Here is a 25,851-nt window from a genome sequence, read left to right as displayed (position 1 = left end):
TCATCCGTCCTGTCTCACGCGTGATTCACAGCCCCCGCGGGCCATGCAAAACGCGGGACCGGCTACCGCTTAGCGTTGCGCAATCGGCTTCGCTTCACGCTGCGTGTCGCCGATGAACAGTTGACGCGGACGGCCAATCTTCTGCTCCGGATCGGCGATCATTTCGTTCCACTGTGCAATCCAGCCGACCGTACGCGCCATCGCGAAGATACACGTGAACATCGAGGTCGGGATGCCCAGCGCGCGCTGCACGATGCCCGAGTAAAAGTCGACGTTCGGGTACAGCTTGCGCGACACGAAGTATTCGTCTTCCAGCGCGATCTTTTCCAATGCCATGGCCAGCTTGAACAGCGGGTCGTCGTGCAGGCCCAGCTCTTCCAGCACTTCGTGGCAGGTTTCGCGCATCAGCTTCGCACGCGGATCGTAGTTCTTGTAGACGCGGTGACCGAAGCCCATCAGCTTCACGCCCGAGTTCTTGTCCTTCACCTGCTTGATGAACTCAGGAATGTTATCGACCGAGCCGATTTCTTCCAGCATGTTCAGTGCGGCTTCGTTCGCACCGCCGTGTGCCGGGCCCCACAGACAGGCGATACCCGCTGCGATACACGCGAACGGATTCGCGCCCGACGAGCCGGCCAGACGAACCGTCGAGGTCGACGCATTCTGTTCGTGGTCAGCGTGCAGGATCAGGATACGGTCGAGCGCGCGCACCAGCACGTCGTTGACCTTGTACTCTTCGCACGGGTTCGAGAACATCATGTGCATGAAGTTCGCGCTGTACGACAGGTCGTTCTTCGGGTACGCAAACGGCTGGCCGATGCTGTACTTGTACGCCATCGCGACCAGCGTGGGCAGCTTCGCGATCATGCGAATGGCCGACACTTCACGGTGACGCGGATTGTTGATGTCGAGCGAGTCGTGATAGAACGCCGACAGTGCGCCGACCGCAGCGACCAGAATCGCCATCGGGTGTGCGTCGCGACGGAAGCCACGGAAGAAGAAGTGCATCTGCTCGTGCACCATCGTGTGCTTCGTGACGGTGTTCACGAACTCGTCTTTCTGTTGCGCGTTCGGCAGTTCGCCCTTCAGCAGCAGATAGCAGGTTTCGAGGAAGTCGGCGTTTTGCGCGAGGTTGTCGATCGGGTAGCCGCGGTACAGCAGCTCGCCCTTGTCGCCGTCGATGTAGGTGATCGCGGAGTTGCACGCCGCCGTCGACATGAAGCCCGGGTCGTACGTGAACTTGCCAGTCTGGCCGTACAGTTTGCGGATGTCGATCACGTCCGGGCCGAGAGTGCCCTTGTAAATCGGCATTTCAACGCTCGGCGAATTGTCGCTGAACGATAGCGTGGCTTTAACATCTGACGGGGTCATAGCACATCCTCAATCGAAGTATGGAAACAGGGTTTCGATAATTTGCACGCCTGGGAACAACGGACAAGCGGTGCTCAAGGCGTTAGCGGCGCTCAAGCATTCCGCAACAGCTCCAGCACCCGGATGACATCCGGGTCGGCAAGCTCGCCTTCCGGTTCCTTGCGAGCCAGCAGCAAGTCCATCAGGTCGTTATCGCTCAGCTCAAGCAGGCGCGTGAGAGCGCCCACGTCGGCATCGCTGAGGTCATGCTCATATCGGCTGAAAAAACGTTCAAAAATCAGATCGTTTTCCAGCAGGCCCCGCCGCGCACGCCAGCGAAGGCGCGCGCGGCGGAGAGGGTCGGACTGATGCGATGTTTCGGTGTTCATGTCGTTACGCCCCGGCCCGTCCCAAGCGTACCGACCGCTCCCTCGGGGAGCAGCGAACGCCAGGAAGCGAGGGGACTATTCATATCAGACCGCGCGGCGAACCATCAATTCCTTGATCTTGCCAATCGCCTTGGTCGGGTTCAGGCCCTTCGGGCAGACGTCGACGCAATTCATGATCGTATGGCAACGGAACAGACGGTACGGATCTTCCAGGTTGTCGAGGCGTTCACCCGTCGCCTGGTCGCGGCTATCCGCGATGAAACGATAGGCTTGCAACAAGCCTGCCGGGCCGACGAACTTGTCCGGATTCCACCAGAAGCTCGGGCACGAAGTCGAGCAGCTGGCACACAGAATACATTCGTACAGGCCGTCGAGCTCGTCGCGTTCTTCCGGCGACTGCAGACGTTCCTTTTCCGGCGGCGGCGTATCGTTGATCAGGTACGGCTTGATCGAGTGATACTGGTTGAAGAACTGCGTGAAGTCGCAAATCAGGTCGCGCACCACCGGCAGGCCCGGCAGCGGACGCAGCACGATCTTTTGCGGCAGATCGTTCATGTTCTGCAAGCAGGCCAGACCGTTCTTGCCGTTGATGTTCATTGCGTCCGAACCGCACACGCCTTCGCGGCACGAACGGCGGAACGACAAGGTTTCGTCCATCGCCTTCAGCTTGAGCAGTGCGTCGAGCAGCATGCGTTCGTGCGAGTCGATTTCGATCTCGTACGTTTGCATGCGCGGTGCTGCGTCCTTATCCGGGTCGTAGCGGTAAATTTCAAATGTACGCTTAGCCATTTCTGAATTCCTTTGACTTGTGCCTTAGAAGGTACGCGCTTTCGGCGGCACCGATTCGACGGTCAGCGGTTGCATTTGAACCGGCTTGTAGTCGAGGCGATCGCCTTCGCTGAACCACAGCGTATGACGCAGCCAGTTTTCGTCGTCGCGATGTTCGAAGTCGTTTTGCGCATGCGCACCGCGGCTTTCCTTGCGCGCTTCGGCGGAAACCATCGTGGCGCGTGCCACTTCGATCAGGTTCTCCACTTCCAGCGCTTCAATACGTGCCGTGTTGAACACCTTCGACTTGTCTTTCAGGTAGATGTTGTCGACCCGGTCAGCCACTTCGCGGATCCGCTCGACGCCTTCGGCCAGCAGCTTCGACGTGCGGAACACGCCGGCATGTGCCTGCATGGTGGAACGGATGTCGGCCGCGACGGTTTGCGAGTATTCGCCCGACGTCGATTTGTCCAGCTTGTTCAGACGCGCCAGCGAGAAATCGCCCGCATCCGCCGGCAGCGGCTTGTGCTCCTTGATGTCCTTCACGTGCTTGACGATGTGGTTGCCGGCCGCGCGGCCGAACACCACCAGGTCGAGCAGCGAGTTCGTGCCGAGACGGTTTGCACCGTGCACCGACACGCACGAGCATTCGCCCACTGCGTAGAAACCGTTGACGACTTCCTTGTGATCCCGCGACGTGCCGACGACCTGGCCGTTGATGTTCGTCGGGATACCACCCATTTGATAGTGGATGGTCGGCACAACCGGAATCGGCTCTTTAATACAATCGACGTTCGCGAACTTCATCGCGATTTCGCGGATCGACGGCAGGCGCTTCATGATCGTCTCGGCGCCGATGTGCGACAGGTCGAGCAGCACGTGATCCTTGTTCGGACCCACGCCGCGGCCTTCCTTGATTTCCTGGTCCATCGAACGCGAAACGAAGTCGCGCGGCGCCAGATCCTTCAGCGTCGGTGCGTAGCGTTCCATGAAACGCTCGCCATTCGAATTACGCAGAATACCGCCTTCACCACGCACGCCTTCGGTAATCAGCACACCCGCGCCGGCCACGCCGGTGGGGTGGAATTGCCAGAATTCCATGTCTTGCAGCGCGATGCCCGAACGCGCCGCCATGCCCAGACCGTCACCGGTGTTGATGAACGCGTTGGTCGAAGCCGCGAAGATCCGGCCCGCGCCACCCGTAGCGAACAGCGTGGTCTTGCCTTCGAGGATGTAGACGTCGCCGGTTTCCATTTCCAGCGCGGTCACGCCGAGCACGTCGCCGTCGGCGTCGCGAATCAGATCCAACGCCATCCACTCGACGAAGAATTGCGTCTTGGCCGCCACGTTTTGCTGGTACAGCGTATGCAGCAGCGCATGACCGGTACGGTCAGCGGCCGCGCAAGCGCGTTGCACCGGCTTTTCGCCGTAGTTGGCGGTGTGGCCGCCGAACGGGCGCTGGTAAATCGTGCCGTCAGCGTTGCGGTCGAACGGCATGCCGAAGTGTTCGAGCTCGTACACCGCGTTCGGTGCTTCACGGCACATGAACTCGATCGCGTCCTGGTCGCCGAGCCAGTCGGAACCCTTGATCGTGTCGTAGAAGTGATAGTGCCAATTGTCTTCGCTCATGTTGCCGAGCGATGCGCCGATGCCGCCTTGAGCCGCGACCGTGTGCGAACGCGTCGGGAACACCTTGGACAGCACGCAGACCGACAGACCGGCGCGCGCGAGTTGCAGCGAAGCGCGCATCCCCGAGCCGCCTGCGCCGACGATAACCACGTCAAACTTGCGACGCGGCAGAGAATTCTTGATTGCAGCCATTCTTTTACACTCTCCAGAGAATCTGCGCAGCGTAGCCCGCACATGCGAGCAGCCAGACGATCGTCAGCGCCTGAAGCAACAGACGCATGCCAACGGGCTTCACATAGTCCATCCAGATATCGCGGATACCAACCCACGCGTGATAGAACAGCGACAGCAGCGTGACAAACGTGGCGAGCTTCATCCATTGCGTTGCAAAGATCGATGCCCAGCCGTCGTACGAGAAATCGCGCGCGCCGAAGAACCAGGCGAGCAGGATGACCGTGTAGATCGCCATGATGCAGGCGGTAATGCGCTGGGCGAGCCAGTCGCGCAGACCGTAATGTGCGCCGACGACAAGACGCTTCGGACCGATTCGGTTATTAGCTGCCATTTTTTTAGAATGCTCCGAAGAGTTTGAGCGCGAATGCAATCGTCAGAAGCGACGAAACGACCAGCACCACGATGGAGGTTTGCTTGCCCTTCTCTTTAGTCGTGAGACCGTGGCTCGTGTCCATGAACAGGTGGCGGACGCCGGCGCAGAAGTGAAACAGGAAAGCCCACGCGAGAACCAGCGTGATGAGCTTGACGACGATGTTGGAGAGGAAACCCTTGAAGACTTCGAAACTAAGTTCGGAAGTCAGGCTCTGATCGAAGAGGTACAGCAGGAACGGAAGAAAAACAAAAAGCAGACCACCGCTCACGCGGTGCAAGATCGACACTCGCCCCGCTAGCGGGAGACGGTATGCCGTCAAAATCTGCCCGATACCGATGTTCCGGAATTCCGGCCTCGGTTTTTTTACGGCTTCAGCCATGCTAGACCCCTACTATGTAGTCACACTAATCCGCAATTTTAGCGCCTTTTTATATCGCGCTGCAGCGAAAACCACCACAGGTCCGTTACAGCGTGCGCGATAAAGGCGCCGTCAAACAGGCGCGCGCGCAGGGCGCGGCGCCCTTTTTCATCCTGCTTCAGCTCAGATCGTTCTGATAGTAATACCCGGTTGTGACATACCAACCACGGCGCACCTCGACCGGCCGGTCTCCGTATGTGTAGGACACCCGCTCGACCGAGAGCAGCGGAAAACCCGCCGGCACATGCAGCAGATCGGCCACCGAAGGCTCGGCCGCAACCGCGCGGATTTTCTCCGTGGCGCGGATCATGCGCGTACCGAACTCCGTCTCGAACATTGCGTAGAGGGGACCTTTATACTCCGACAGCCGCTCGAGCGTGAGCCCGCGGAACACCGCGCCGGGCAACCAGATTTCGTCGAGCACGGTGACTTCGCCGTCGAACTGCAGCAAGCGCTTGATCAACACCACCGGATCGGCGGGCTTGAGATCGAGTTGCCGGGCAATATCCGCCGATGCGCGCAAGCGCCGGCACTCAAGCAGGCGGCTGACGTGCGGGTGTTCCGCGCCGTCATCGGCCAGTAATCTGAGGAAGCGAAACTGGGCACGGTCTTCATTGTGCGTTGCAACAAAAGTACCCTTGCCCTGACGGCGCACCAGCAGGTTGTCGGCGGCAAGCTCGTCAATCGCTTTGCGTACGGTTCCCTGACTGACCTTGTATCTGGCCGCCAATTCGACTTCACTAGGAATGATCTCGCCAGGCTTCCACTCGCCGCTTTCGAGACTCTGCGTAATCAAACCCTTGATCTGCTGATACAAGGGGCTGAAGGTGGGCGATGTAGCGGTCGAGGCGGCGGATACACCCTCGCCCGCGGCCCCATGGCCGCTCGGATTCGTGGTGTTCGCCGGGTTCGAATTCATCCGCGCATTTCATCATAAAGGGCTGGGCCGCGTCTAGGGTTTTCCCCGCAATAGATATGTCTTATATAAGACATAAGATAATGTTGACTTTGTGTCTGGCGACTCCTACACTCCTTGTCGAGCAAGGGTTTGCGGGTTTTTTGGCGGCTGTTTTGCACTGTGCAATGCAGCGCCGTAGCGCACCGGCAGCCACTCTGCACCATGCTGTTCCCACGCAGTCCAGGTTTCGATTCGCCGCCATTCGCTTGGTCAGACGCTTGCCGAAACGCGCTGTTTGCAGGAGCCCGCACCGTGCAGCGGCTACCGGCACCAGGCTGCCTCGCTTCCCCGCTAGTAGTACAGATTTCCGGCATGGCGGTCTTGCCGCAGCGCGCCGCACAGCCTCGCAAAATTACGAGGCCGTACGCGAACAGTGAATTCCGCCGTGTTTCACAACGCTTCGCTGAACGCGCATATAGAATGGCGTTTTCCCTAGCGTCTAACGCATCGTCCTGGAGATTTCTCAATGGCTAAGCCCGCAAAGCGCGTTGCCGTCACCGGCGCCGCAGGTCAAATCGCTTACTCCCTGCTATTTCGCATCGCCAATGGCGATCTGCTCGGCAAGGATCAGCCGGTTATCCTGCAACTGCTCGACCTGCCGCAAGCGCAAGGCGCCGTCAAAGGCGTCGTGATGGAACTGGATGATTGCGCATTCCCGCTGCTGTCGGGCGTCGTGATCACTGACGACCCGAAGGTTGCGTTCAAGGATGCAGACGTTGCCCTGCTCGTCGGCGCACGTCCGCGTTCGAAAGGCATGGAGCGTAAAGACCTGCTGTCGGCCAACGCCGAAATCTTCACGGTTCAGGGCAAGGCGCTGAACGAAGTCGCCAGCCGCGACGTGAAGGTGCTGGTGGTCGGCAACCCGGCCAACACGAATGCTTACATCGCGATGAAGTCGGCACCGGATCTGCCGAAGAAGAACTTCACCGCCATGCTGCGTCTGGACCACAACCGCGCGTTGTCGCAACTGGCCGCCAAGTCGGGCAAGCCGGTCGCTTCGATCGAAAAGCTGGCTGTGTGGGGCAACCACTCGCCGACCATGTACCCGGATTTCCGCTTCGCAACCGCAGAAGGTCAAGACCTGACCAAGCTGATCAACGACGACGCATGGAATCGCAACGAATTCATCCCGACGGTCGGCAAGCGCGGCGCGGCGATCATCGAAGCGCGCGGCCTGTCGTCGGCGGCATCGGCGGCTAACGCTGCAATCGACCACGTGCGTGACTGGGTGCTCGGCACGAACGGCAAGTGGGTCACCATGGGTATCCCGTCGGACGGCTCGTATGGCATTCCGGAAGACATCATCTACGGTGTGCCGGTTACCTGCGAAAACGGCGAGTACAAGCGCGTCGAAGGTCTGGAAATCGACGCGTTCTCGCGCGAGAAGATGGACGGCACGCTGAACGAGCTGCTCGAAGAGCGCGAAGGCGTTCAACACCTGCTCGGCTAAGCGCCTGATGCAGATGAACCGGAACTCCGTAGCTTCGTTGCGGCGGGTTCCGGTTTTTTACGTGCGAATGCAGGTACGCCCCACGAAATTGCGGTTCACTTCGCAATTTGTCGTGCCAGTATTCGCCTCTGATTCGAACGCGCTTTGCGGCATGGCCGGCTGATCGCCGGGCAGAACGCGTCCGAATCCGATTTACTCACCCGACCACCCAGAATCCTGACGCCGAAGATGCGCGCCCTCACACCCGCCGAAGTGCTGTTTGACGGCGAAGTGCCGCCCGCTGTGCTGCCTGCCTGCGATCACTACGCCGGCAGCGAGAAGCTGATGCTGAAATCACTGGCATTGCAGCAGCAACTCGGCCCGGTGTTCGACATCACGCTCGATTGTGAAGACGGCGCGCAAGTAGGCCGGGAAGCCGAGCACGCGGAGCTGGTCGCGTCGCTGCTGGGCAGCGAACATGACCGCTTTGGCCGCGTCGGCGTGCGGATTCACGACTTCGATCACGCGCACTGGCGCGACGACGTCCGCCTCATTCTGCGCGCCGCGAAACGCGCGCCTGCTTACATCACCCTCCCGAAGATCCGCAACGTCCCCGATGCAGCCGAAATGGTCGCGTTCATCGAGGCGACGCGGCGCGAACTCGGCATTGCCCAGCCGGTGCCGGTGCAATTACTGGTCGAAACACATGGCGCGTTGACGCGTGTGTTCGATCTCGCCGCGTTGCCAGGCGTCGAGGCGCTGAGCTTCGGCCTGATGGACTTCGTCTCCGCGCACGACGGCGCGATTCCCGATACCGCCATGCGCTCGCCCGGTCAGTTCGATCACCCGCTGGTGCGGCGCGCGAAGCTCGAGATTTCGGCGGCCTGTCACGCGTACGGCAAGGTGCCGTCGCACAACGTCAGCACCGAAGTGCGCGACATGAGCGTGGTCGCGAACGACGCCGCCCGCGCCCGCAACGAGTTCGGCTACACGCGCATGTGGAGCATCCACCCAGCGCAGATTGAGGCGATCGTGGCCGCCTTTGCACCGCGCGACGAAGAAATCGCCACCGCTACCGAGATTCTGCTGGCCGCGCAATCCGCACAATGGGGACCGACGCGCCATCACGACACGCTGCACGACCGGGCCAGCTATCGCTATTACTGGTCGGTGCTGCGTCGCGCGCAATCCACTGGCCGCGCCGTCCCGCAAGACGCCGCGCCGCTCTTCACGAAAGTGGGCGCTAACGGGCAAGCCGCATCATGAGCAGGTACAAAGGAGATTGCGGGAAATGAGCGAGACGACGCAAACCGCCGGCGCACCGGGCGAGAACGAATCGAAAGGCGCCTTTAAACCGAAAAAGTCGGTCGCCCTGTCCGGCGTAATGGCCGGCAACACCGCGCTGTGCACGGTCGGCAAGACCGGCAACGACCTGCACTACCGTGGCTACGACATTCTCGACATCGCCGGCGCGTGCGAATTCGAAGAGATCGCCTATCTGCTGGTTCACGAAAAGCTGCCGACGCAGGCCGAACTGACCGCCTACAAAACGAAGCTCAAGGCGCTGCGCGGCCTGCCCGCGAACGTCAAGGCCGCGCTCGAATGGATTCCGGCCGCCGCCCACCCGATGGACGTGATGCGCACCGGCGTGTCGGTGCTTGGCACCGTGCTGCCGGAGAAGGACGACCACAACCTGCCGGGCGCGCGCGACATCGCCGACAAGCTGATGGCTTCCCTCGGTTCGATGCTGCTGTACTGGTACCACTACTCGCACAACGGCAAGCGCATCGAAGTGGAAACCGACGACGATTCGATCGGCGGCCACTTCCTGCACCTGCTGCATGGCGTGGAGCCGTCGAAGGAGTGGGTCGACGCGATGCACGTGTCGCTGAACCTGTATGCCGAGCACGAATTCAACGCGTCGACCTTCACCGGCCGCGTGATCGCGGGCACGGGCTCGGACATCTACTCGGCGATCACCGGCGCGATCGGCGCGCTGCGCGGCCCGAAGCACGGCGGCGCGAACGAAGTCGCGTTCGAGATCCAGTCGCGTTATCAGACGCCGGATGAGGCTGAGGCCGACATCCGCAAGCGCGTGGAAAACAAGGAAGTGGTGATCGGTTTCGGCCACCCGGTGTACACGATTTCCGATCCGCGCAACAAGGTGATCAAGGAAGTCGCGAAGAAGCTGTCGAAGGAAGCAGGCAACCTGAAGCTGTTCAACATCGCCGAGCGGCTCGAGGCGGTGATGTGGGAAGCGAAGAAGATGTTCCCGAATCTGGACTGGTTCAGCGCGGTGTCGTATCACATGATGGGCGTGCCGACGGCGATGTTCACGCCGCTGTTCGTGATCGCCCGCACGGCAGGCTGGAGCGCGCACATCATCGAGCAACGGATCGACAACAAGATCATCCGGCCGAGCGCGAATTACACCGGTCCCGAGAATTTGAAGTACGTGCCGCTAAATAGGAGAAAATAGCGGGCGCTGTGCGCTTTCAAAGCGCGTGCAGTTCAACCTCGCGGTTCTCCAGATGGCCAACCGCGCACTGTTTAACTGAAACTAGATAGAAAGGTTTTCTCCATGAAAAAACTGATGATCGCCGCAGTGATTGGCGCCCTGTCCACCACGATGCTGACCGTCGCCACCGACGCTGTCGCGCAAACGGCGACCACCACCACGAAGCCGGCTGCCAAGGCTGTGGCTAAGCGCCCGCAACCGAAGCGCCTGATCAAGCGCAAAGCCAATCCGGCCAAGGAAGCGAAGGTCGATCCGGTGCCGGACGGCTCGGTCAAGTGGTCGTGCAACGAAGGTCTGGCCTTCGACCTGAAGGGCGACATGAAGCGTGACCAGATCGTCACGGTTCACTGGGCGAACAAAAACTACAATCTGCCGCGCGAATCGACCACCACGGGCGCAGACCGTTTCCACGACGCCGCATCGGGTATGGATCTGGTCGTGATCCCGACGAAGGCAATGTTGTTCTCGGACAAGGACAGCTCGCGTCTGGCCGACGAGTGCAAGACGGCAGAGATGATCCAGGGCGCGCCGGCTCCGACGCAATCCAACGCGATCAACAAAACCAACTAATCCGTTACATCAGGAAAGCACCCCGATGTCCGCTCCGATTTCCAACGTACGACCCGCCCCGGACTCCGTCCTGGTCGATATTGTCGATTACGTGCTGGATTTCCCGATCGACAGCACGCTCGCGCTGGACACCGCGCGTAACTGCCTGATCGATACGCTCGGTTGCGGACTCGAGGCGCTCACCTACCCGGCCTGCACCAAGCTGATGGGACCGATCGTGCCGGGCACGATCGTCCCCAACGGCGCGAAGGTGCCGGGCACGTCGTTCCAGCTGGATCCGGTTCAGGCCGCCTTCAACATCGGCGCGATGATCCGCTGGCTCGATTTCAACGACACATGGCTCGCCGCCGAGTGGGGCCATCCGTCGGATAATCTCGGCGGAATTCTGGCGACGGCCGACTGGCTCTCGCGCAGTGCCATCGCAGCGGGCAAGCAGCCGCTGACGATGAAAGACGTGTTGATCGGCATGATCAAGGCGCACGAAATTCAAGGCTGTATCGCGCTCGAAAATTCGTTCAACAAAGTCGGGCTCGATCATGTATTGCTGGTGAAACTGGCTTCGACCGCGGTGGTCGGCCAGATGATCGGTTTGACGCGCGACGAGTTGATCAACGCGGTATCGCAGGCGTTTGTCGATGGGCACGCGCTGCGCACCTACCGCCATGCGCCCAATACCGGCTCGCGCAAGTCGTGGGCCGCCGGCGATGCAACCTCGCGCGCCGTGCGGCTCGCATTGATCGCGAAGACCGGCGAGATGGGCTACCCGTCGGTGCTGACTGCGAAAACGTGGGGCTTCTACGATGTGCTGTTCAAGGGTAACGCGTTCAAATTCCAGCGCCCTTACGGCTCGTATGTGATGGAAAACGTGCTGTTCAAGATTTCGTTCCCGGCTGAATTCCACGCGCAGACGGCGGTGGAGGCGGCGATGACGTTGCACGCGCAATTGCAGAGCGCGGGCAAGCGAGTGGAGGACATCAAGAAGATCACGATCCGCACGCACGAAGCCGCAATCCGCATCATCGACAAAAAAGGCCCCCTGAACAATCCGGCCGACCGCGACCATTGCATTCAGTACATGATCGCCGTGCCGTTGATCCATGGCCGCCTGACGGCCGCGGATTATGAAGATTCGATCGCGCAGGACACGCGCATCGATGTGCTGCGCGCGAAGATGGAATGTGTCGAAGATGCGCAGTTCACGAAGGATTACCACGATCCGGAGAAGCGTTCGATCGCCAATGCACTGACGATCGAATTCAACGACGGGTCGACGTTCGACGAAGTTGTAGTCGAATACCCGATCGGTCATAAGCGTCGTCGCGAAGACGGAATTCCGTTGCTGGTCGAGAAGTTCAAGACCAACCTCGCGCGCCGCTTTCCGGTCAAGCAACAACTGGCGATTCTCGATGTGTCGCTGGACCAGGCGCGGCTCGAAGCCATGCCGGTCAATGAATACGTCGATCTGTACGTCATCTAGTCAAGTTAAGTACTGTAGTTCCGCGATCAAACCAAGGAAAACACCATGGCCCACAACCTCCACAAAACGCTCAAGGAATTCGACAGCGGTTCCGGCAAAGGCAAGTTCTACTCCCTGCCGCAACTCGGCAAGGCACTGAACATCAAGATCGACCGCCTGCCGGTTTCGATCCGTATCGTGCTGGAATCGGTGCTGCGTAACTACGACGGCAAGAAGATCGCCGAAGAACACATCGAGCAACTCGCGAACTGGAAGCCGACGGCAGCACGTGTCGACGAAATCCCGTTCGTCGTGTCGCGCGTCGTGCTGCAAGACTTTACCGGCGTGCCGCTGCTCGCCGACATCGCAGCGATGCGCGGTGTCGCGAAGCACATGGGCAAGGATCCGAAGTCGATCGAACCGCTGGTCCCGGTCGATCTAGTCGTCGATCACTCGGTGCAGATCGATCACTTCCGCGAAAAGAACGCGCTCGACCTGAACATGAAACTGGAATTCCAGCGCAACAACGAGCGCTACCAGTTCATGAAGTGGGGCATGCAGGCGTTCGACACGTTCAAGGTCGTGCCGCCGGGCGTCGGTATCGTTCACCAGGTGAACCTCGAATACCTCGCACGCGGCGTGCACAAGAAGGCCGAAGGCGCGGACACCGTGTACTACCCGGATTCGCTGGTCGGCACGGACAGCCACACGACCATGATCAACGGTATCGGCGTGGTGGGCTGGGGCGTGGGCGGTATCGAAGCTGAAGCCGGCATGCTCGGCCAGCCGGTGTACTTCCTGACGCCGGACGTGGTCGGCGTCGAACTGAAGGGCAAGCTGCGCGAAGGCCTGACGGCAACCGACCTGGTCCTGACCGTCACCGAACTGCTGCGTAAGGAAAAGGTTGTCGGCAAGTTCGTCGAGTTCTTCGGCGAAGGCACGAAGTCGCTGTCGCTGCCGGACCGTGCGACGATCGGCAACATGGCGCCGGAATACGGCGCAACCATGGGCTTCTTCCCGGTCGACGAAAAAACCATCGACTACTTCAAGGGCACGGGCCGCACCGACGCGGAAATCTCCGCCTTCGAAAACTACTTCAAGGCGCAAGGCCTGTTCGGTATTCCGAAGGCTGGCCAGATCGACTACACCAAGGTCGTCACGCTGGATCTCGGCACGGTCACGCCGTCGCTGGCAGGTCCGAAGCGCCCGCAAGACCGCATCGAAATCGGTCACGTGAAGTCGACCTTCAGCGACCTGTTCTCGAAGCCCGTGGCGGAAAACGGCTTTGCGAAGAAGTCGGAAGACCTCGACGCGCAATACACGACGAGCAACGGCGTCGACGTGAAGAACGGCGACATCCTGATCGCCGCGATCACGTCGTGCACGAACACGTCGAACCCGAGCGTGCTGCTGGCTGCTGGTTTGCTGGCAAAGAAGGCTGTGGAAGCCGGCCTGACGGTCGCTCCGCACATCAAGACGTCACTGGCGCCGGGATCGCGCATCGTCACGGAATACCTGACGAAGACCGACTTGATGAAGTACCTCGACAAGCTCGGCTTCACGCTCGCCGCTTACGGTTGCACGACCTGTATCGGTAACGCGGGCGATCTGACGCCGGAACTGAACGAAGCGATCACGAAGAACGACATCGTCGCGGCTGCCGTGCTGTCGGGCAACCGTAACTTCGAAGCGCGTATTCACCCGAACATCCGCGCGAACTTCCTGGCCTCGCCGCCGCTGGTGGTGGCTTACGCGATCGCCGGCAACATCACGCGCGACCTGATGACCGAGCCGGTCGGCAAGGGCAAGGGCGGCCGCGACATCTACCTGGGCGACATCTGGCCGACCAGCGAAGAAGTCGATGCGCTGCTCAAGTTCGCGCTGGACGCCGATGCGTTCCGCAAGAACTACTCGTCGCTGACCAAGAAGGGCGACCTGTGGAGCAAGATCGAAGGCGAAGAAGGTCAAGTCTACGACTGGCCGAAGTCGACCTACATCGCTGAGCCGCCGTTCTTCGGCAAGGACTTCTCGATGACGCCGGCCGACAGCATCGCTGCGGTCAAGAACGCACGCGCACTGGGCATCTTCGGTGACTCGGTCACGACCGACCACATCAGCCCGGCTGGCTCGATCAAGGAAGACTCGCCGGCAGGCAAGTGGCTGAAGGAAAACGGCGTACAGAAGGCCGATTTCAACAGCTACGGCTCGCGTCGCGGCAACCACGACGTGATGATGCGCGGCACGTTCGCCAACGTCCGGATCAAGAACCTGATGATCCCGGCGAAGGCAGACGGTTCGCGCGTCGAAGGCGGCCTGACGATTCACCAGCCGAGCGGCGAACAATTGTCGATCTATGACGCAGCGATGAAGTACATCGACGCCGGCACGCCGACCATCGTGTTCGCGGGCGAAGAGTACGGCACGGGCTCGTCGCGTGACTGGGCAGCGAAGGGCACGCAACTGCTGGGCGTGAAGGCTGTGGTCGCACGCAGCTTCGAGCGCATCCACCGCTCGAACCTGGTCGGCATGGGCGTTCTGCCGCTGCAGTTCAAGGGCTCGGATAGCGTGCAATCGCTCGGTATTACCGGCGAAGAAACGTACGACATCGAAGGCCTGGGCGCTGACTTCAAGCCGCAACAGGAAGTGACGCTGGTGATTCGTGGCAAGGACGGCAAGGAAAAGCGTGTGCCGGTGCTGCTGCGTATCGACACGCCAATCGAAGTTGATTACTACAAGCACGGCGGCATTCTGCCGTTCGTGCTGCGTTCGTTGCTGGCTGCTTAAGGTACTAGCTGACGCGAGTAGTAACTGCGAATTGTTTTGCAGGGGCTGCGTCCTGTGGAGGGCGCAGCCGACTTTAGAAGCCCGACCTCTGGTCGGGCTTTTTTTATGGGCTTTTACTGCTTACTACGATCGTCGTGCTGAAAGGCATCCGGATTGTCGGTGACCCGGCGTTGGGTCATGTGGGCGTTCCAGTTGGTGTCGGCTGGCACCGACGACTCACGCGTGGTGATTTGAACGCGCGGTTGCTGGTTGGCCCATTTGAGCCACTGTGCCCGTTCGATCGCGTCAGAATCTCGTGACGCCGGCGCAGTCCATTCCGGTTGCTTCGACACGGAAGGCCGCGTCGACGAACGGACAACGCGTGCCAACGCTTGCCGTTCGGCTAACTGGGCTTGGGTAAAGCGCGCCGTCTTTGCCTTTTTCGCCGCTTTCGCGGACTGCACGACCTGAGGCAATACGGCGTTGCCGACAGGCGCCACTCGCACCGTATCTTTGTTCGCCGCTGTCGCGACGACGGCGCTCTGCGAGGCAGTACGAACATCTGCGACGACCGACGCGACAGGTTGTTGCGACGGCGCCGTGGCCGGTGTGCTGACTGCCGGTTGAGTTGCCGGCAACACACTCGCGATCTGCGCTTTCTGCGCCTCCTGCATCGAACAAGTCGTGACCAGCCACGCAAGCGCAATACTGCATCCCGCGAAGATCAACGCGCTGTACACGTGATCCGAACGCGATGACCTCGGGCGGAACGTATCCATTTCCTGATAGCGCTTAGCTTCAGCCAGCGCTTCGTCGAAACGTCCAGAGTCCACGCGCGGCGGCGGCGCCTTGTACACCAATATCTTGGCGCCGGGCGGAAAGCGTCTGCCCATTTTCGGCGGCACAGCTTGTGTCGACTTCACGGCTTGCGAAGACGGACCTGAATGTTGCTCCGGCTTTGGCACCACTCGCAAATGACCGCCGCCAAACGGCGGCGGCAGCTTGTCGAACGGAAGGGGTAGCGGAACGGCGAGATCGCCTTCGATCAAAGCTAACGGTCGATTCATCGCAAGGTGCTCCAATGCGAATCGGCCGCTTCGTCGAATTGATTCATCAATGCTTCGGCGCGTAGCGCTAGCTGTTCGATCGCGGACGGTTCAGCTAGCGCGCCGGCAACATACGCGTTTCGCAACGCGGCCATCAGGCTGTGCGCCCCGACCAGACCCACGGCGCCGCTCAATCTGTGTAGTGCGGCATGCAGGCCATCCGCATCGATCTGCTTGAGCATGGTGCGCACGCGTTGTACATCGTCTTTCATCGAGGCACGCCAACCCCTTAGAAACGTCGGCAGATCGATGCCTTCTTCTGAAAGAGCGTGGAGATAGTGAGCATCGAATGGCTCGACGGAGAGATCCGTTTGATCTTCCGCGCGCCCAACCACGGCGGGCTGTCGCGGTTGAGCGCCCGGTAACGACGGCTCCGCTGCGATATGCCGATGTTCGATTGTGAACGGCGCGCTGAACGTGACGTAGACCTCGCGGTCCGCCTTGTTTGTGAATCTCAATTCACCGCGCATGCGTTGCGCCAACAGTCCGCATCGAGCGAGGTCAGGATCGGTTTCCTTGTCCGTCTCGGGCCGAACTGTCGGCGCTGGGAGCAATGAATCAACCCGTGCCTCGACAATCCGACACACGTTTGCGTCAATACCTCCAACGCTAATGAAAATTCGTTGTGCGCCGCTGTTCAGCGGGTCTGCGCGCGCGGCAACCACAATCTGTGCGTGCTCTGTCCAACGCGCGACCCAACTCAACAGGTGGAAGACGATCTGGCCCAGGCGCGCGCCATCAGCCAAGATACGCGGGGCAACGGAATCGTCGATGCTGATGCTTGGATGACACCCGTTCGGTGCGACTGTTTGAGAGAATTGCGCAACCGCATGGTAGATGACGGCGCGAGGATCACTCACGCTCTCGTCGAGGATCAACGTTCGGGAATCCACACATGTGGAATCACAGTTGCTCACAGAATGTTCCGGCAGGCCCGCCGTACTGAATAGATTCTCCGACTTGCTCCCGGCAGCGAGCAATGGCCATTGCCTTTTTGTGCGCGATTGCACCGTGCGCGAGCGAAACAGATCCACCAGCGCGACGCTCTCGATCATCATCGCGAGCACCAGTATCAACCAGATGTGCGATATCGACGTGAACACGCTCGGCAATCGGGATATGCCTGTTTCGATGGGCGCGACACTAACAGGCATTGCATTGACGCGCATCGATACGGCCCACAACAGCGTGAACGCCAGCAGACCACCTGCCACGGTAGCGTAGCGAATCGATTTCAGGCGGCGGGCGCACGAAATCTGCCGCGTACGACCGTGCTCGCTCCCTCGGGAATCGGACTGGTTCATGGTGTCCATACTCATGACAACTCAGTCGATCAGCTTGTTTAGCGACGCGAATTCGATCAAACCGGCAAGCGACGAGACACCTAGCTTTTCCTGCAAACGGCTTTTATATGTGCTGACGGTTTTGTCGCTGATGAACAGTGCGTCACCGATGGCTTTGTTGGACATCCCCTTGGCGAGCATTTGAAGAATAGCGAGCTCCTTGTCGGATAGGCGCGCGAGCCTGTCTTCGTCATTGGCCACACCCTTATCAGCGCTTTCTGACATCACAGGGAATACCGTGTAGCCCGCCAGTACGGCCTCTACACCGCGCATGATGGCGCGCATTTCCTGCGACTTGCAGACGTAACCTTGCGCACCCACGCGCAACGCACGCGGTGCGAAAGTCGCCTGATCGTGACCGGACAGAACTAGTATGCGAATCTGCGGGGAGGTCAGTTTCAGACGGGAGATAACGTCCAGCCCGTTGATGCGGGGAATGTCCAGATCGAGAATGGCCAGATCAGGCGTATGAAGTCTGGCCATTTCGACCGCGGTCTGGCCGTTTTCGGCCTCGATCACATCGGTGACGCCGAGCAACTGCGTAAGATGTGTTTTGATCACCAGCCGGAAGGCCGGATGATCGTCGACGATAAGAATTGTAGTCATTCGAATTTACTCCACGACAGCCGTGTTTAGTGCCGCACCGCGCACCAACTCAATCTCGACACGACGGTTCGGCGCCATGCATCGCACCAGTTCGTCGCGATTCCTTTGCTCGCATTGCACAACCGGATTTGCCTTACCGCGTCCTTGTGCCAACATCGGTAACGACACGCCGTGCTTGCGCAGATAATCCTGAACGGTCTGAGCACGTTGAAGCGAAAGCTTCTGGTTATAGGCATCGCTGCCAAGCCGATCCGTGTAGCCGCTGATATTCAGCTTCTCGATATTGCTAGCCCGCTGCAAGCCGGTCACCAGTGTGTCGAGTTGCGTCTTCCCGCCGGGCAGCATGCCCGCTTCGTCGCCGCGATCAAAACGGAACATGGAATCCGCTCGCAGCGTGATTTTTTGCGGCACTGCCGGCGCGGCAGGTTTCCGTTGTGCGCATTGAAGCGCTGTTTGGGCCGATTTCTGCAGCGTGCTCTGAACGCCCGGCAGGACCTTCTCAGCGGCCTGGAAGTTGCGCGTCCATGCATAGTGGCCGGCGCGAATCAGTTCGACTTCGGCGCAAGCGAGCGGTTGTTGTGCTTCAGGACAATTGGCGATAGCCGGGTCGGCCTTGATTACGTTGACAATGTTCCACAAATCCGGCCGCACCGTCGATACGGTACGCAGCTCCGGGTTAGCTGCGGAAAGCGCTGTACCCCGTTCGAGACCGATGGTGATTGTGGCGGCCTGGCCAATTGCCTCTTCGACGAATCCCCACTGATCGTGCTCACGCAACGCCTGCTGTCCGGCATCGACCCAGCATTGGGCCTTTGCCTGGAAATAGCCTTTCTTGTCGGTGGCTAGTTTGTCGAGCCGGCTCTGTAGACCTTCCAACACAGCACCTCGATTCTTGATCGGCGCGTAAGTGCCGACCCATTGCGGGGTTGCAGCGCCTGCCGCAAGATCTTGCGTCGCACCGATACCCGTCTTCATGACCGTGGGATCTGCGATGCCCAGTCGGTCACGTTCCGCTTGGCTCGCGCAGCCGGACAGAACCAGCGCACAAGCAAGCATTGTTGTGTGAAATTTCATAGTGCCCTTACGTGTCGCCCACGTTTACTTGAGAAAAGTCGAGCTTAGAGACACGAAGATGCGTATGGAATGAGAAAAGTCCTGGAGTTCTGTCGGACAGGTCGCCGGTCAATGAGAAATCGCACCGCGTTGACGATTTTCTGAGCGCGTGCTTGATACAACGGCTTTTACCCTTTAAGGCGGCTGTGAATGCGATTTTGGACTATGGGAGATGGGATTCGCGCCGAGAAGGGACGCGTTCGACAGAGCGAAGGCTGACGACCGGTTCGGCACGCTCGGCTGCAAATGCGGTGTGCAATCGGCATGCAAAACGAGGTCGATGAAATATGCACAAGCTGTCGTTGACAGCCGCGAAAGGGAGCCGCTTTGTATCGCTAAGGCGTTCGGAATGCCGGTGTGGGAACCGGCGCACTCATCCACCGCCGACCGGCGGCCTAAACGTACGCGCGCTCGCGCATCCACTTGGACGCACATAATGTGTGCGGCTGCCTATTCGAGTGAAGTGAGGATTCTCGACGACCACGTTCAATCGGCCCGATAGTGGTCAGATTTTTCTACTGTGTTTGTCGATAAATTCTCAACTGGCTCTGTGCTCAAGCCCTGACAGCCCGCGCCGCATTTCTCCCACGCAGCCACTCCAACGCCAACAGCAAACAAGTGGAAAACACGATCAAAATCGTCGCCAATGCCGCGATCGTCGGACTGATGTTTTCACGAATACCCGTGAACATCTGCCGCGGCAGGGTCGTTTGATCCGCGCCAGCCAGGAATAGCGTGACAACCACCTCATCGAACGAAGTGGCAAATGCAAACAGCGCCCCGGAAATCACGCCCGGCGCAATCACCGGCAATGTGATGCGAAAGAACGTCGTCACCGGATTCGCGCCCAACGACAAACTCGCGCGCACCAGATTGTAGTTAAACCCCTGCAACGTCGCCGCTACCGTGGTCACGACAAACGGCACACCCAGAGAAGCATGCGCGAGAATCAGCCCGATATACGTATTCGCCAGTCCCAGCGGTGCGAAGAACAGATACATGCCCACGCCGACCACCACCACCGGCACGATCATCGGCGAGATCAGAATCGCCATGAGCAGCGCCTTGCCGCGAAAATTGGCTTTCGTCAGTCCGATAGCGGCCAGCGTACCGAGCACGGTCGCCACTACAGTCGCGGACGGCGCAACGATAAAGCTGTTCTTCGCCGCCATGCGCCATTCATCGGACGCAATCAGGTTCTGATACCAGCGCAGCGACCAGCCCGGAATCGGATACACCAGAAACGTGCTCGACGAAAACGACAAGGGCACGATCGCCAGCACCGGCAAGATCAGATACAGCAGGGTCAGCACGGCAAGCGCACGCAGCGCGAAATACCACACACGTTCCACCAACGAGGTGTGCGGTGCGAACAAGGGCTTGGCAAGTTTCATCGCGAATCAGCTCCGTTCAGGCAATCAGCCAAGGCTCAGTGACGAACGCGTAAAGCGCCCATAAATGACATACAGCACGAGCGTCGCGGCAAGCAGCAAGCCGCCGAGCGCACACGCCATGCCCCAGTTGATCGTCACGTTGGTGAAGTAAGCGACGTAGTAGCTGACCATCTGGTCGCCCGGGCCGCCGAGCAGCGCCGGCGTGATGTAGTAACCGATCGCGAGAATGAACACGAGCAGTGCGCCGGCGCCGATGCCCGGATAGGTCTGCGGCACGTACACGCGCCAGAATGCGGCAAACGGATGGCTGCCGAGCGAGATCGCGGCACGCTGATACGTCGGCGGGATCGACTTCATCACGCTGTACAGCGGCAGAATCATAAAAGGCAGCAGAATGTGCGTCATCGAGATGTAGACGCCCGTGCGGTTGAACAGTAACGACAACGGGTCATGCAGTAGCCCGGTGGCCATCAGCGCCTTGTTCACCAAACCTTCGCTTTGCAGAATCACGATCCACGCGGCAACGCGCACGAGAATCGACGTCCAGAACGGAATCAGCACGAGAATCATCACCAGATTCGCGCGACGCTCGGAAAGCGTAGAGATCCAGTAAGCGAGCGGATAGCCGAGCAGCAGCGCGAAAAAAGTCACGGCTGCGCCGATCACAAACGTACGGCCAAATACGGCGAGATAGATCTGCTGGTCAGGGTCGGTCGGAATGATATGGCCGAATGCGTCCTGTTTGTGGTCCAACGAAGCCAGCAGGTAAAACGGCGAATAGGCGTTCGAGTTCTTTGCGATCGCCTGCCAGTAAGTAACGTCATTCCACCGCTCGTCGAGTTCGACGAACTTCGCGTGGATCTGGGCAGGCGTGAGGTTCAACGGTTTGCTGTTATCGTCGGCAAACGGCATCGCGCGTGCCGATTTCGCGACCAAAGAACGGTAGCCCGGAATTTCGACGTTCAGCCGGCGTGCCAGCGCACCCATGCCGTCGCCATCGGCAACCGTGGTCAGGTCCGCGGCCAATGCCGCATACGCGGCGTCGGGAGGTAGCGTCTTGCGATCCCAGCCACTCAACGCATTCAGCGTATGCGGTAAGGCGCTCACCACTTCCGGATTCTGTGCGGCGCGCGTAAGCAGCGCGCCAATTGGCACGACGAAAATCAGCAGTAAAAAAATGGCGAGCGGCGCAATCAATAACAGCGCCATCGCGCGCTTCTTCGCTTCCGCTGCTTTCAGTTCCCGCTTGAGCCGAACACTCGACTCAGGCGTTGAATCGGCGGCGATCGTCATCGTAGTCACACCCGTCTCCTAAGTCGACCGGACTTGACGCTTTGGCGTCTATTCCAATCCCACGCATCGCAAGTCGATCCGCCCGTTCGCGCACATCGCGAAGACCTGCGTTTGCGCTTCATCGCATCAATACGGCGCGGCTTCACCGTAGAAAAACCGCGCCTTCCTGCACCCGGCTAATTACTTCGAGGCCCACGACGCAAAACGTTGCTCCAGTTCATCGCCGTGGTCAGTCCAGAACGCGAGGTTCTGCAGCACGGCATTCTTGCCGTTGGCCGGCGAGTTCGGCAGATTGGAGAGCGTCTTCGGATCGAGCGCCTTGATGGCCGCCACATTCACCGGACCGTACGCAATATTGTGCGCATAGTCCTGTTGCGGCTTCGACGAAATCGAATAGGCAATGTACTTCTCCGCCAGCGCCTTATTCGGCGTGCCCTTAGGAATTGCCCAGTAGTCGAGGTCGTAAATGCTGCCGTTCCACACCACTTTCAGGTTCTTGCCTTCGCGCTGCGCGGCATCGATCCGGCCGTTGTAAGCGGTGGACATCACCACGTCGCCCGCAACCAGGAATTGCGGCGGCTGCGCGCCCGCTTCCCACCACTGGATGTTCGGCTTCAGTTCGTCGAGCTTCTTGAACGCGCGGTCCTGGCCTTCCTTGGTGGCGAGCACCTTGTAGACGTCCTTCGGCGCTACGCCGTCGGCCATCAGTGCGAATTCGAGGTTGTAACGCGCGCCCTTGCGCATTGCGCGCTTGCCCGGGAATTTCTTCACGTCCCAGAAATCGGCCCAGCCTGTCGGCGCAGTTTTGAGTTTGTCGGCGTTATAGGCCAGCGCCGTCGACCACACGAAGAAACCCACACCGCAAGTTTGCGGCGCTTCCGGAATCAGATCCGACTTCTTGCCGATCTTCGACCAGTCGAGTTTCTCGTACAGCCCTTCGTCACAGCCACGGCCGATGTCGCCCGATTCGACTTCCACCACATCCCAATTCACGTGCTTCGCTTCGACCATCGCCTTCACTTTGGCCTGCTCGCCGTTGTACTCGACGGCGGTCACCTTGTTGCCAGTTTGCGTTTCGAACGGCTGGTTGAAGGCGACCTTTTGCGCGTCGCCATTCGCGCCGCCAAAATTGACGACCGTCAGTTCGGCTGCATTGACTTGCGCAGCGCCCAACGCAAGCGCCACAGCACCGACAGCGATGGCGCAGCGCGATTTCCCGATCTTGCTCATGGTGTGTTGCTCTCCTTTGATGGTGTGCTTCAAGCTATTTAGAGTGCGACTTTGTTATGTACTGCTCACGTGATTCACTTCTTTCCCACATTAAACGGCTATAACGTCTCGAACGTGCCTCACGCCCCTGCGAACACCCGCAGATGCTCGGGCGCGAACTCCAGCGCGACCGGCGCGCCAGGCGAGAAGGTGTCGAGTGCGTCGGTACCGAGCGGCACCTTGACGAAGCACTCGTCCTGCTCCGGGAGGCCACAGCGCATGCGCACGTGGTCGCCGAAATAGATCAACCCGCGTGCTTCGCCGTTGAGCGCGTTGGCGCCGTGCCGCGATGCACCATTCGCCATGTTGGCGAGTTTCATACGCTCGGGCCGGATGCACGCGACCGCCGGCGTGCCCGCCCGCGCGCCGCCGATATTGCGACCTGTGAGCCGCGTGCCGTCGATCAGGTGAAACTCGCAGTACTCGCCGTCGACGTTCGCGATCGTGCCGCGCAGCTTGTTGCTGTCGCCAATGAAGTTCGCAACGAACTCGTTGCACGGTGATTCGTACAAACGGTCCACGGTGTCGAGTTGCTGCACGATGCCCTTGTCGAACACGGCAACGCGGTCCGACATGGTCAGCGCTTCGCCCTGATCGTGTGTGACGTACACAAAAGTCACGCCAAGCTTCTCGTGCAGTGATTTAAGTTCGTACTGCATGTGTTCGCGCAATTGTTTGTCGAGTGCACCGAGCGGCTCGTCCATCAGCACGAGCTTCGGCTCGAACACGAGCGCCCGCGCCAACGCGATACGCTGCTGCTGGCCGCCGGAAAGCTGCGCCGGATAGCGCTTCGCGAAGCTCTCCATGCGCACCATCTTCAATGCATTATTCGTGCGATGGGCCCGCTCTTCCGCGGATAGCTTGCGCACGGTAAGCGGATACGCAACGTTCTGCTCGACCGTCAAATGCGGAAACAGCGCGTAGTTCTGAAACACCATGCCGATGTTGCGCTTATGCGGCGGCACGGTATTGAGCAGCGTGCCATCGAGCCAGATCTCGCCGCCGGTGGGAAATTCAAAGCCCGCCAGCATCATCAAACATGTGGTTTTCCCTGATCCCGACGGTCCGAGCAGCGTCAGAAATTCGCCTTGATAGATATCCAGATCGAGTTGCTTGACGACCAGCGTTTCGCCGTCGTACGTCTTGCGCACCCCTCGAAAGCTGACGATCACGTCATCGGTTTTCATCGCTTCAGTCTCCTCTACGGTCCGGCTGACTCCCTCTGCAAACAGAGGTGTGTATCAATTGCGTGGCTCACTATAGTCCCTTACGGTTCTACAATATGGAGCCATTTCATTATTCTGGATAGAACCACTTGGACACCGTGATCTTGTCGGATTGGCTTGCCGCACGGCTCGACCGCGCCGCCGCCGAACCGGTCTACAGGCAGACTTTGCGGCTGATGCAGCAGGCCATCCTGACCGGCCAGATGCCGCCCGGCACCAAGCTGCCGAGCTCGCGCACGCTTGCCGAAGACCTCGGCATTGCGCGCAATACGGTGCTGCATGTCTACGACCAGTTGACCGCCGAAGGCTACGTGATCTCGACCACCGGCAGCGGCACCTACGTCGCCGACACGCGGCCGGACGCGGCAGCCATGAATACGCGCAAGAAGCCGGTGGCGGCGGGCGTCGATGCGGCCGGCGCCAATCCGGCCGACGAGGCCTTGACGCCGCCAGCACGCGATCTGGGTGACCTCTCCACGCGTGGACGCAGACTCATCGATCAGGCCGGCGTCTCCGCCAAACAGTGGGGTGCGTTCATGCCGGGCGTGCCCGACGTCGCCGAATTTCCGGCGCGTACATGGAGCCGTTTGCAGGCAAGACTCTGGAAGGAGGCCAATCCCGATCTGTTGACCTATGCGCCAGGCGGCGGCTATCGGCCGTTGAGGCGTGCGTTGTCCGATTACCTGCGCGTCGCCCGCTCGGTGAATTGCACGCCCGATCAGATCATCATCACGACAGGCATCCATCAGTCGATCGATCTGGCCGTGCGCCTGTTGACCGACGTCGGCGATCGCGCCTGGGTGGAGGAGCCGTGCTACTGGGGCGCGCGCAGTGTGCTGCAATCGTCGGGGATCACCTTGGTGCCGGTGCCGGTGGACGATGAGGGACTCAACCCGCGCGAGCAGGATTTGCAACAGCCGCCGCGCCTGGCGCTCGTCACGCCGTCACATCAGTATCCGCTTGGCATGGTGATGAGTCTCGCGCGCCGCCGCACGCTGCTCGAGTACGCACGCCAGCACAACGTCTGGATCATCGAAGACGACTACGACAGCGAGTTCCGCTACGGCAGCCGCCCACTCGCGTCCCTGCAAGGGCTCGACGACGCCGGCCAGGTGATCTATGTGGGAAGCCTGGGGAAGATGCTGTTTCCGGGTTTGCGGATCGGCTACATGATCGCGCCGGAGCATCTGGTGGATACCTTCCGCACGGGCGTTGCCGAGCTCTACCGCGAGGGCCAGTTGATGCAACAGGCTGTGATGACCGATTTCATCATGGACGGGCATCTCACATCGCACGTTCGCCGTATGCGTGCGCTATACGGCGAGCGGCGGCAGATTCTGATCGATGCGATCACCGCGCGGTTCGGCAACGAACTGCCGGTGATGGGTGACGAGGCCGGCCTGCATCTGGTACTCGGCCTGCCGGATCATGCGAACGATCGGGCAGTAACGGCCGCGGCTTACGATGCCGGCGTGATCGTGCGGCCGCTCGCCGCTTATTACAGCAGCGAGACGCCCGCCCGGCGCGGACTATTGCTGGGCTATGCGTGCGTGGCGAACGAGAAGATCGGTCCCGCGTTCGACACCCTCGCGCGCGTGATCGAGCAGACGGTGTTGCAGAAAAAGCCCACGCGCGCCGCCTAAGCG

General features: G+C 60.1%; 22 protein-coding genes. 7 read left to right on the top strand and 15 right to left on the bottom strand.

Going from position 1 to position 25,851, the window contains the following annotated elements; genetic code table 11:
• Positions 1 to 69: 69 nt before the first annotated feature.
• The 7 genes from gltA to AC57B6_RS22685 form a co-directional block, all read right to left on the bottom strand.
• Positions 70 to 1,371, bottom strand: a complete 1,302-nt coding sequence (gene gltA, locus AC57B6_RS22715) for a citrate synthase (RefSeq protein WP_028196113.1) — start codon at positions 1,369 to 1,371, stop codon at positions 70 to 72.
• Positions 1,372 to 1,463: 92 nt separating this feature from the next.
• Positions 1,464 to 1,739, bottom strand: coding sequence for an FAD assembly factor SdhE (locus AC57B6_RS22710; RefSeq protein WP_028196112.1), 276 nt, complete (start codon positions 1,737 to 1,739; stop codon positions 1,464 to 1,466).
• 84 nt (positions 1,740 to 1,823) lie between these two features.
• Positions 1,824 to 2,528 carry a succinate dehydrogenase iron-sulfur subunit gene (locus AC57B6_RS22705; protein ID WP_028196111.1) on the bottom strand — a complete coding sequence of 235 codons (705 nt, stop codon included), beginning with the start codon at positions 2,526 to 2,528 and terminating at the stop codon, positions 1,824 to 1,826.
• Positions 2,529 to 2,552: 24 nt separating this feature from the next.
• Positions 2,553 to 4,328 (bottom strand): succinate dehydrogenase flavoprotein subunit, encoded by a 1,776-nt coding sequence (gene sdhA / locus AC57B6_RS22700; RefSeq protein ID WP_028196110.1) that lies wholly within the window; start codon positions 4,326 to 4,328, stop codon positions 2,553 to 2,555.
• A gap of 4 nt (positions 4,329 to 4,332) precedes the next feature.
• Entirely contained in the window at positions 4,333 to 4,701 is a 369-nt protein-coding gene (gene sdhD / locus AC57B6_RS22695; RefSeq protein ID WP_028196109.1) for a succinate dehydrogenase, hydrophobic membrane anchor protein, read from the bottom strand.
• Positions 4,702 to 4,705: 4 nt separating this feature from the next.
• Positions 4,706 to 5,122 carry a succinate dehydrogenase, cytochrome b556 subunit gene (gene sdhC, locus AC57B6_RS22690; protein ID WP_028196108.1) on the bottom strand — a complete coding sequence of 139 codons (417 nt, stop codon included), beginning with the start codon at positions 5,120 to 5,122 and terminating at the stop codon, positions 4,706 to 4,708.
• Positions 5,123 to 5,279: 157 nt separating this feature from the next.
• Positions 5,280 to 6,080: a GntR family transcriptional regulator gene (locus AC57B6_RS22685; protein WP_028196107.1), complete on the bottom strand. Its 801-nt coding sequence runs from the start codon at positions 6,078 to 6,080 to the stop codon at positions 5,280 to 5,282.
• A 505-nt stretch (positions 6,081 to 6,585) separates the two neighbouring features.
• On the opposite strand from AC57B6_RS22685, the gene AC57B6_RS22680 reads away from it, so the two are divergent.
• From AC57B6_RS22680 to acnA, 6 genes are all read left to right on the top strand, one after another.
• A complete protein-coding gene (locus AC57B6_RS22680) occupies positions 6,586 to 7,569 on the top strand; it encodes a malate dehydrogenase (protein ID WP_028196106.1) in 984 nt (327 codons plus the stop codon).
• 228 nt (positions 7,570 to 7,797) lie between these two features.
• Positions 7,798 to 8,814 carry an HpcH/HpaI aldolase/citrate lyase family protein gene (locus tag AC57B6_RS22675; RefSeq protein ID WP_028196105.1) on the top strand — a complete coding sequence of 339 codons (1,017 nt, stop codon included), beginning with the start codon at positions 7,798 to 7,800 and terminating at the stop codon, positions 8,812 to 8,814.
• 25 nt (positions 8,815 to 8,839) lie between these two features.
• The gene (gene prpC / locus AC57B6_RS22670) at positions 8,840 to 10,027 is read left to right on the top strand and encodes a bifunctional 2-methylcitrate synthase/citrate synthase (protein WP_496422148.1); all 1,188 of its coding nucleotides are present in this window, start codon (positions 8,840 to 8,842) and stop codon (positions 10,025 to 10,027) included.
• Between the two features lie 102 nt (positions 10,028 to 10,129).
• Positions 10,130 to 10,636 carry a hypothetical protein gene (locus AC57B6_RS22665; protein ID WP_028196103.1) on the top strand — a complete coding sequence of 169 codons (507 nt, stop codon included), beginning with the start codon at positions 10,130 to 10,132 and terminating at the stop codon, positions 10,634 to 10,636.
• 25 nt (positions 10,637 to 10,661) lie between these two features.
• Positions 10,662 to 12,113, top strand: coding sequence for a bifunctional 2-methylcitrate dehydratase/aconitate hydratase (locus tag AC57B6_RS22660; RefSeq protein WP_178370527.1), 1,452 nt, complete (start codon positions 10,662 to 10,664; stop codon positions 12,111 to 12,113).
• Positions 12,114 to 12,158: 45 nt separating this feature from the next.
• Positions 12,159 to 14,876 carry an aconitate hydratase AcnA gene (gene acnA, locus AC57B6_RS22655; protein ID WP_028196101.1) on the top strand — a complete coding sequence of 906 codons (2,718 nt, stop codon included), beginning with the start codon at positions 12,159 to 12,161 and terminating at the stop codon, positions 14,874 to 14,876.
• A gap of 113 nt (positions 14,877 to 14,989) precedes the next feature.
• Here acnA and AC57B6_RS22650 read toward each other — a convergent pair whose 3' ends face one another.
• The 8 genes from AC57B6_RS22650 to AC57B6_RS22615 form a co-directional block, all read right to left on the bottom strand.
• Positions 14,990 to 15,922, bottom strand: a complete 933-nt coding sequence (locus AC57B6_RS22650; protein WP_496422147.1) for a hypothetical protein — start codon at positions 15,920 to 15,922, stop codon at positions 14,990 to 14,992.
• Positions 15,919 to 17,028, bottom strand: coding sequence for an Hpt domain-containing protein (locus tag AC57B6_RS22645; protein WP_496422146.1), 1,110 nt, complete (start codon positions 17,026 to 17,028; stop codon positions 15,919 to 15,921). The genes AC57B6_RS22650 and AC57B6_RS22645 overlap by 4 nt, the downstream gene beginning before the upstream one ends.
• Before the next feature lie 258 nt (positions 17,029 to 17,286).
• A complete protein-coding gene (locus AC57B6_RS22640) occupies positions 17,287 to 17,910 on the bottom strand; it encodes a response regulator transcription factor (protein WP_028196098.1) in 624 nt (207 codons plus the stop codon).
• A 6-nt stretch (positions 17,911 to 17,916) separates the two neighbouring features.
• A complete protein-coding gene (locus AC57B6_RS22635; RefSeq protein WP_496422145.1) occupies positions 17,917 to 18,984 on the bottom strand; it encodes an OmpA family protein in 1,068 nt (355 codons plus the stop codon).
• Between the two features lie 593 nt (positions 18,985 to 19,577).
• On the bottom strand, positions 19,578 to 20,417 hold the full coding sequence (locus AC57B6_RS22630; protein ID WP_144195565.1) for an ABC transporter permease: 840 nt from the start codon (positions 20,415 to 20,417) through the stop codon (positions 19,578 to 19,580).
• A 24-nt stretch (positions 20,418 to 20,441) separates the two neighbouring features.
• Entirely contained in the window at positions 20,442 to 21,710 is a 1,269-nt protein-coding gene (locus AC57B6_RS22625; RefSeq protein WP_183797276.1) for an ABC transporter permease, read from the bottom strand.
• Between the two features lie 180 nt (positions 21,711 to 21,890).
• Positions 21,891 to 22,940 carry an ABC transporter substrate-binding protein gene (locus tag AC57B6_RS22620; protein ID WP_028196094.1) on the bottom strand — a complete coding sequence of 350 codons (1,050 nt, stop codon included), beginning with the start codon at positions 22,938 to 22,940 and terminating at the stop codon, positions 21,891 to 21,893.
• Positions 22,941 to 23,059: 119 nt separating this feature from the next.
• Positions 23,060 to 24,166, bottom strand: a complete 1,107-nt coding sequence (locus AC57B6_RS22615) for an ABC transporter ATP-binding protein (RefSeq protein ID WP_028196093.1) — start codon at positions 24,164 to 24,166, stop codon at positions 23,060 to 23,062.
• 128 nt (positions 24,167 to 24,294) lie between these two features.
• On the opposite strand from AC57B6_RS22615, the gene pdxR reads away from it, so the two are divergent.
• Entirely contained in the window at positions 24,295 to 25,848 is a 1,554-nt protein-coding gene (gene pdxR / locus AC57B6_RS22610) for a MocR-like pyridoxine biosynthesis transcription factor PdxR (protein ID WP_496422144.1), read from the top strand.
• Positions 25,849 to 25,851: the final 3 nt, after the last annotated feature.

The sequence above is a fragment of the Paraburkholderia sp. BGA-UO-ETr-F12 genome (assembly GCF_059567945.1).
Note: the sequence above shows the minus strand (reverse complement) of the source record. Positions and strands in the feature narration are given on the sequence as shown.

What these genes read in the sequence shown, in the direction of transcription:
- gltA (WP_028196113.1), bottom strand. Translation starts at nt 1,371, where the DNA reads ATGACCCCGTCAGATGTTAAAGCCACGCTATCGTTCAGCGACAATTCG.
- AC57B6_RS22710 (WP_028196112.1), bottom strand. Translation starts at nt 1,739, where the DNA reads ATGAACACCGAAACATCGCATCAGTCCGACCCTCTCCGCCGCGCGCGC.
- AC57B6_RS22705 (WP_028196111.1), bottom strand. Translation starts at nt 2,528, where the DNA reads ATGGCTAAGCGTACATTTGAAATTTACCGCTACGACCCGGATAAGGAC.
- sdhA (WP_028196110.1), bottom strand. Translation starts at nt 4,328, where the DNA reads ATGGCTGCAATCAAGAATTCTCTGCCGCGTCGCAAGTTTGACGTGGTT.
- sdhD (WP_028196109.1), bottom strand. Translation starts at nt 4,701, where the DNA reads ATGGCAGCTAATAACCGAATCGGTCCGAAGCGTCTTGTCGTCGGCGCA.
- sdhC (WP_028196108.1), bottom strand. Translation starts at nt 5,122, where the DNA reads ATGGCTGAAGCCGTAAAAAAACCGAGGCCGGAATTCCGGAACATCGGT.
- AC57B6_RS22685 (WP_028196107.1), bottom strand. Translation starts at nt 6,080, where the DNA reads ATGAATTCGAACCCGGCGAACACCACGAATCCGAGCGGCCATGGGGCC.
- AC57B6_RS22680 (WP_028196106.1), top strand. Translation starts at nt 6,586, where the DNA reads ATGGCTAAGCCCGCAAAGCGCGTTGCCGTCACCGGCGCCGCAGGTCAA.
- AC57B6_RS22675 (WP_028196105.1), top strand. Translation starts at nt 7,798, where the DNA reads ATGCGCGCCCTCACACCCGCCGAAGTGCTGTTTGACGGCGAAGTGCCG.
- prpC (WP_496422148.1), top strand. Translation starts at nt 8,840, where the DNA reads ATGAGCGAGACGACGCAAACCGCCGGCGCACCGGGCGAGAACGAATCG.
- AC57B6_RS22665 (WP_028196103.1), top strand. Translation starts at nt 10,130, where the DNA reads ATGAAAAAACTGATGATCGCCGCAGTGATTGGCGCCCTGTCCACCACG.
- AC57B6_RS22660 (WP_178370527.1), top strand. Translation starts at nt 10,662, where the DNA reads ATGTCCGCTCCGATTTCCAACGTACGACCCGCCCCGGACTCCGTCCTG.
- acnA (WP_028196101.1), top strand. Translation starts at nt 12,159, where the DNA reads ATGGCCCACAACCTCCACAAAACGCTCAAGGAATTCGACAGCGGTTCC.
- AC57B6_RS22650 (WP_496422147.1), bottom strand. Translation starts at nt 15,922, where the DNA reads ATGAATCGACCGTTAGCTTTGATCGAAGGCGATCTCGCCGTTCCGCTA.
- AC57B6_RS22640 (WP_028196098.1), bottom strand. Translation starts at nt 17,910, where the DNA reads ATGACTACAATTCTTATCGTCGACGATCATCCGGCCTTCCGGCTGGTG.
- AC57B6_RS22635 (WP_496422145.1), bottom strand. Translation starts at nt 18,984, where the DNA reads ATGAAATTTCACACAACAATGCTTGCTTGTGCGCTGGTTCTGTCCGGC.
- AC57B6_RS22630 (WP_144195565.1), bottom strand. Translation starts at nt 20,417, where the DNA reads ATGAAACTTGCCAAGCCCTTGTTCGCACCGCACACCTCGTTGGTGGAA.
- AC57B6_RS22625 (WP_183797276.1), bottom strand. Translation starts at nt 21,710, where the DNA reads ATGACGATCGCCGCCGATTCAACGCCTGAGTCGAGTGTTCGGCTCAAG.
- AC57B6_RS22620 (WP_028196094.1), bottom strand. Translation starts at nt 22,940, where the DNA reads ATGAGCAAGATCGGGAAATCGCGCTGCGCCATCGCTGTCGGTGCTGTG.
- AC57B6_RS22615 (WP_028196093.1), bottom strand. Translation starts at nt 24,166, where the DNA reads ATGAAAACCGATGACGTGATCGTCAGCTTTCGAGGGGTGCGCAAGACG.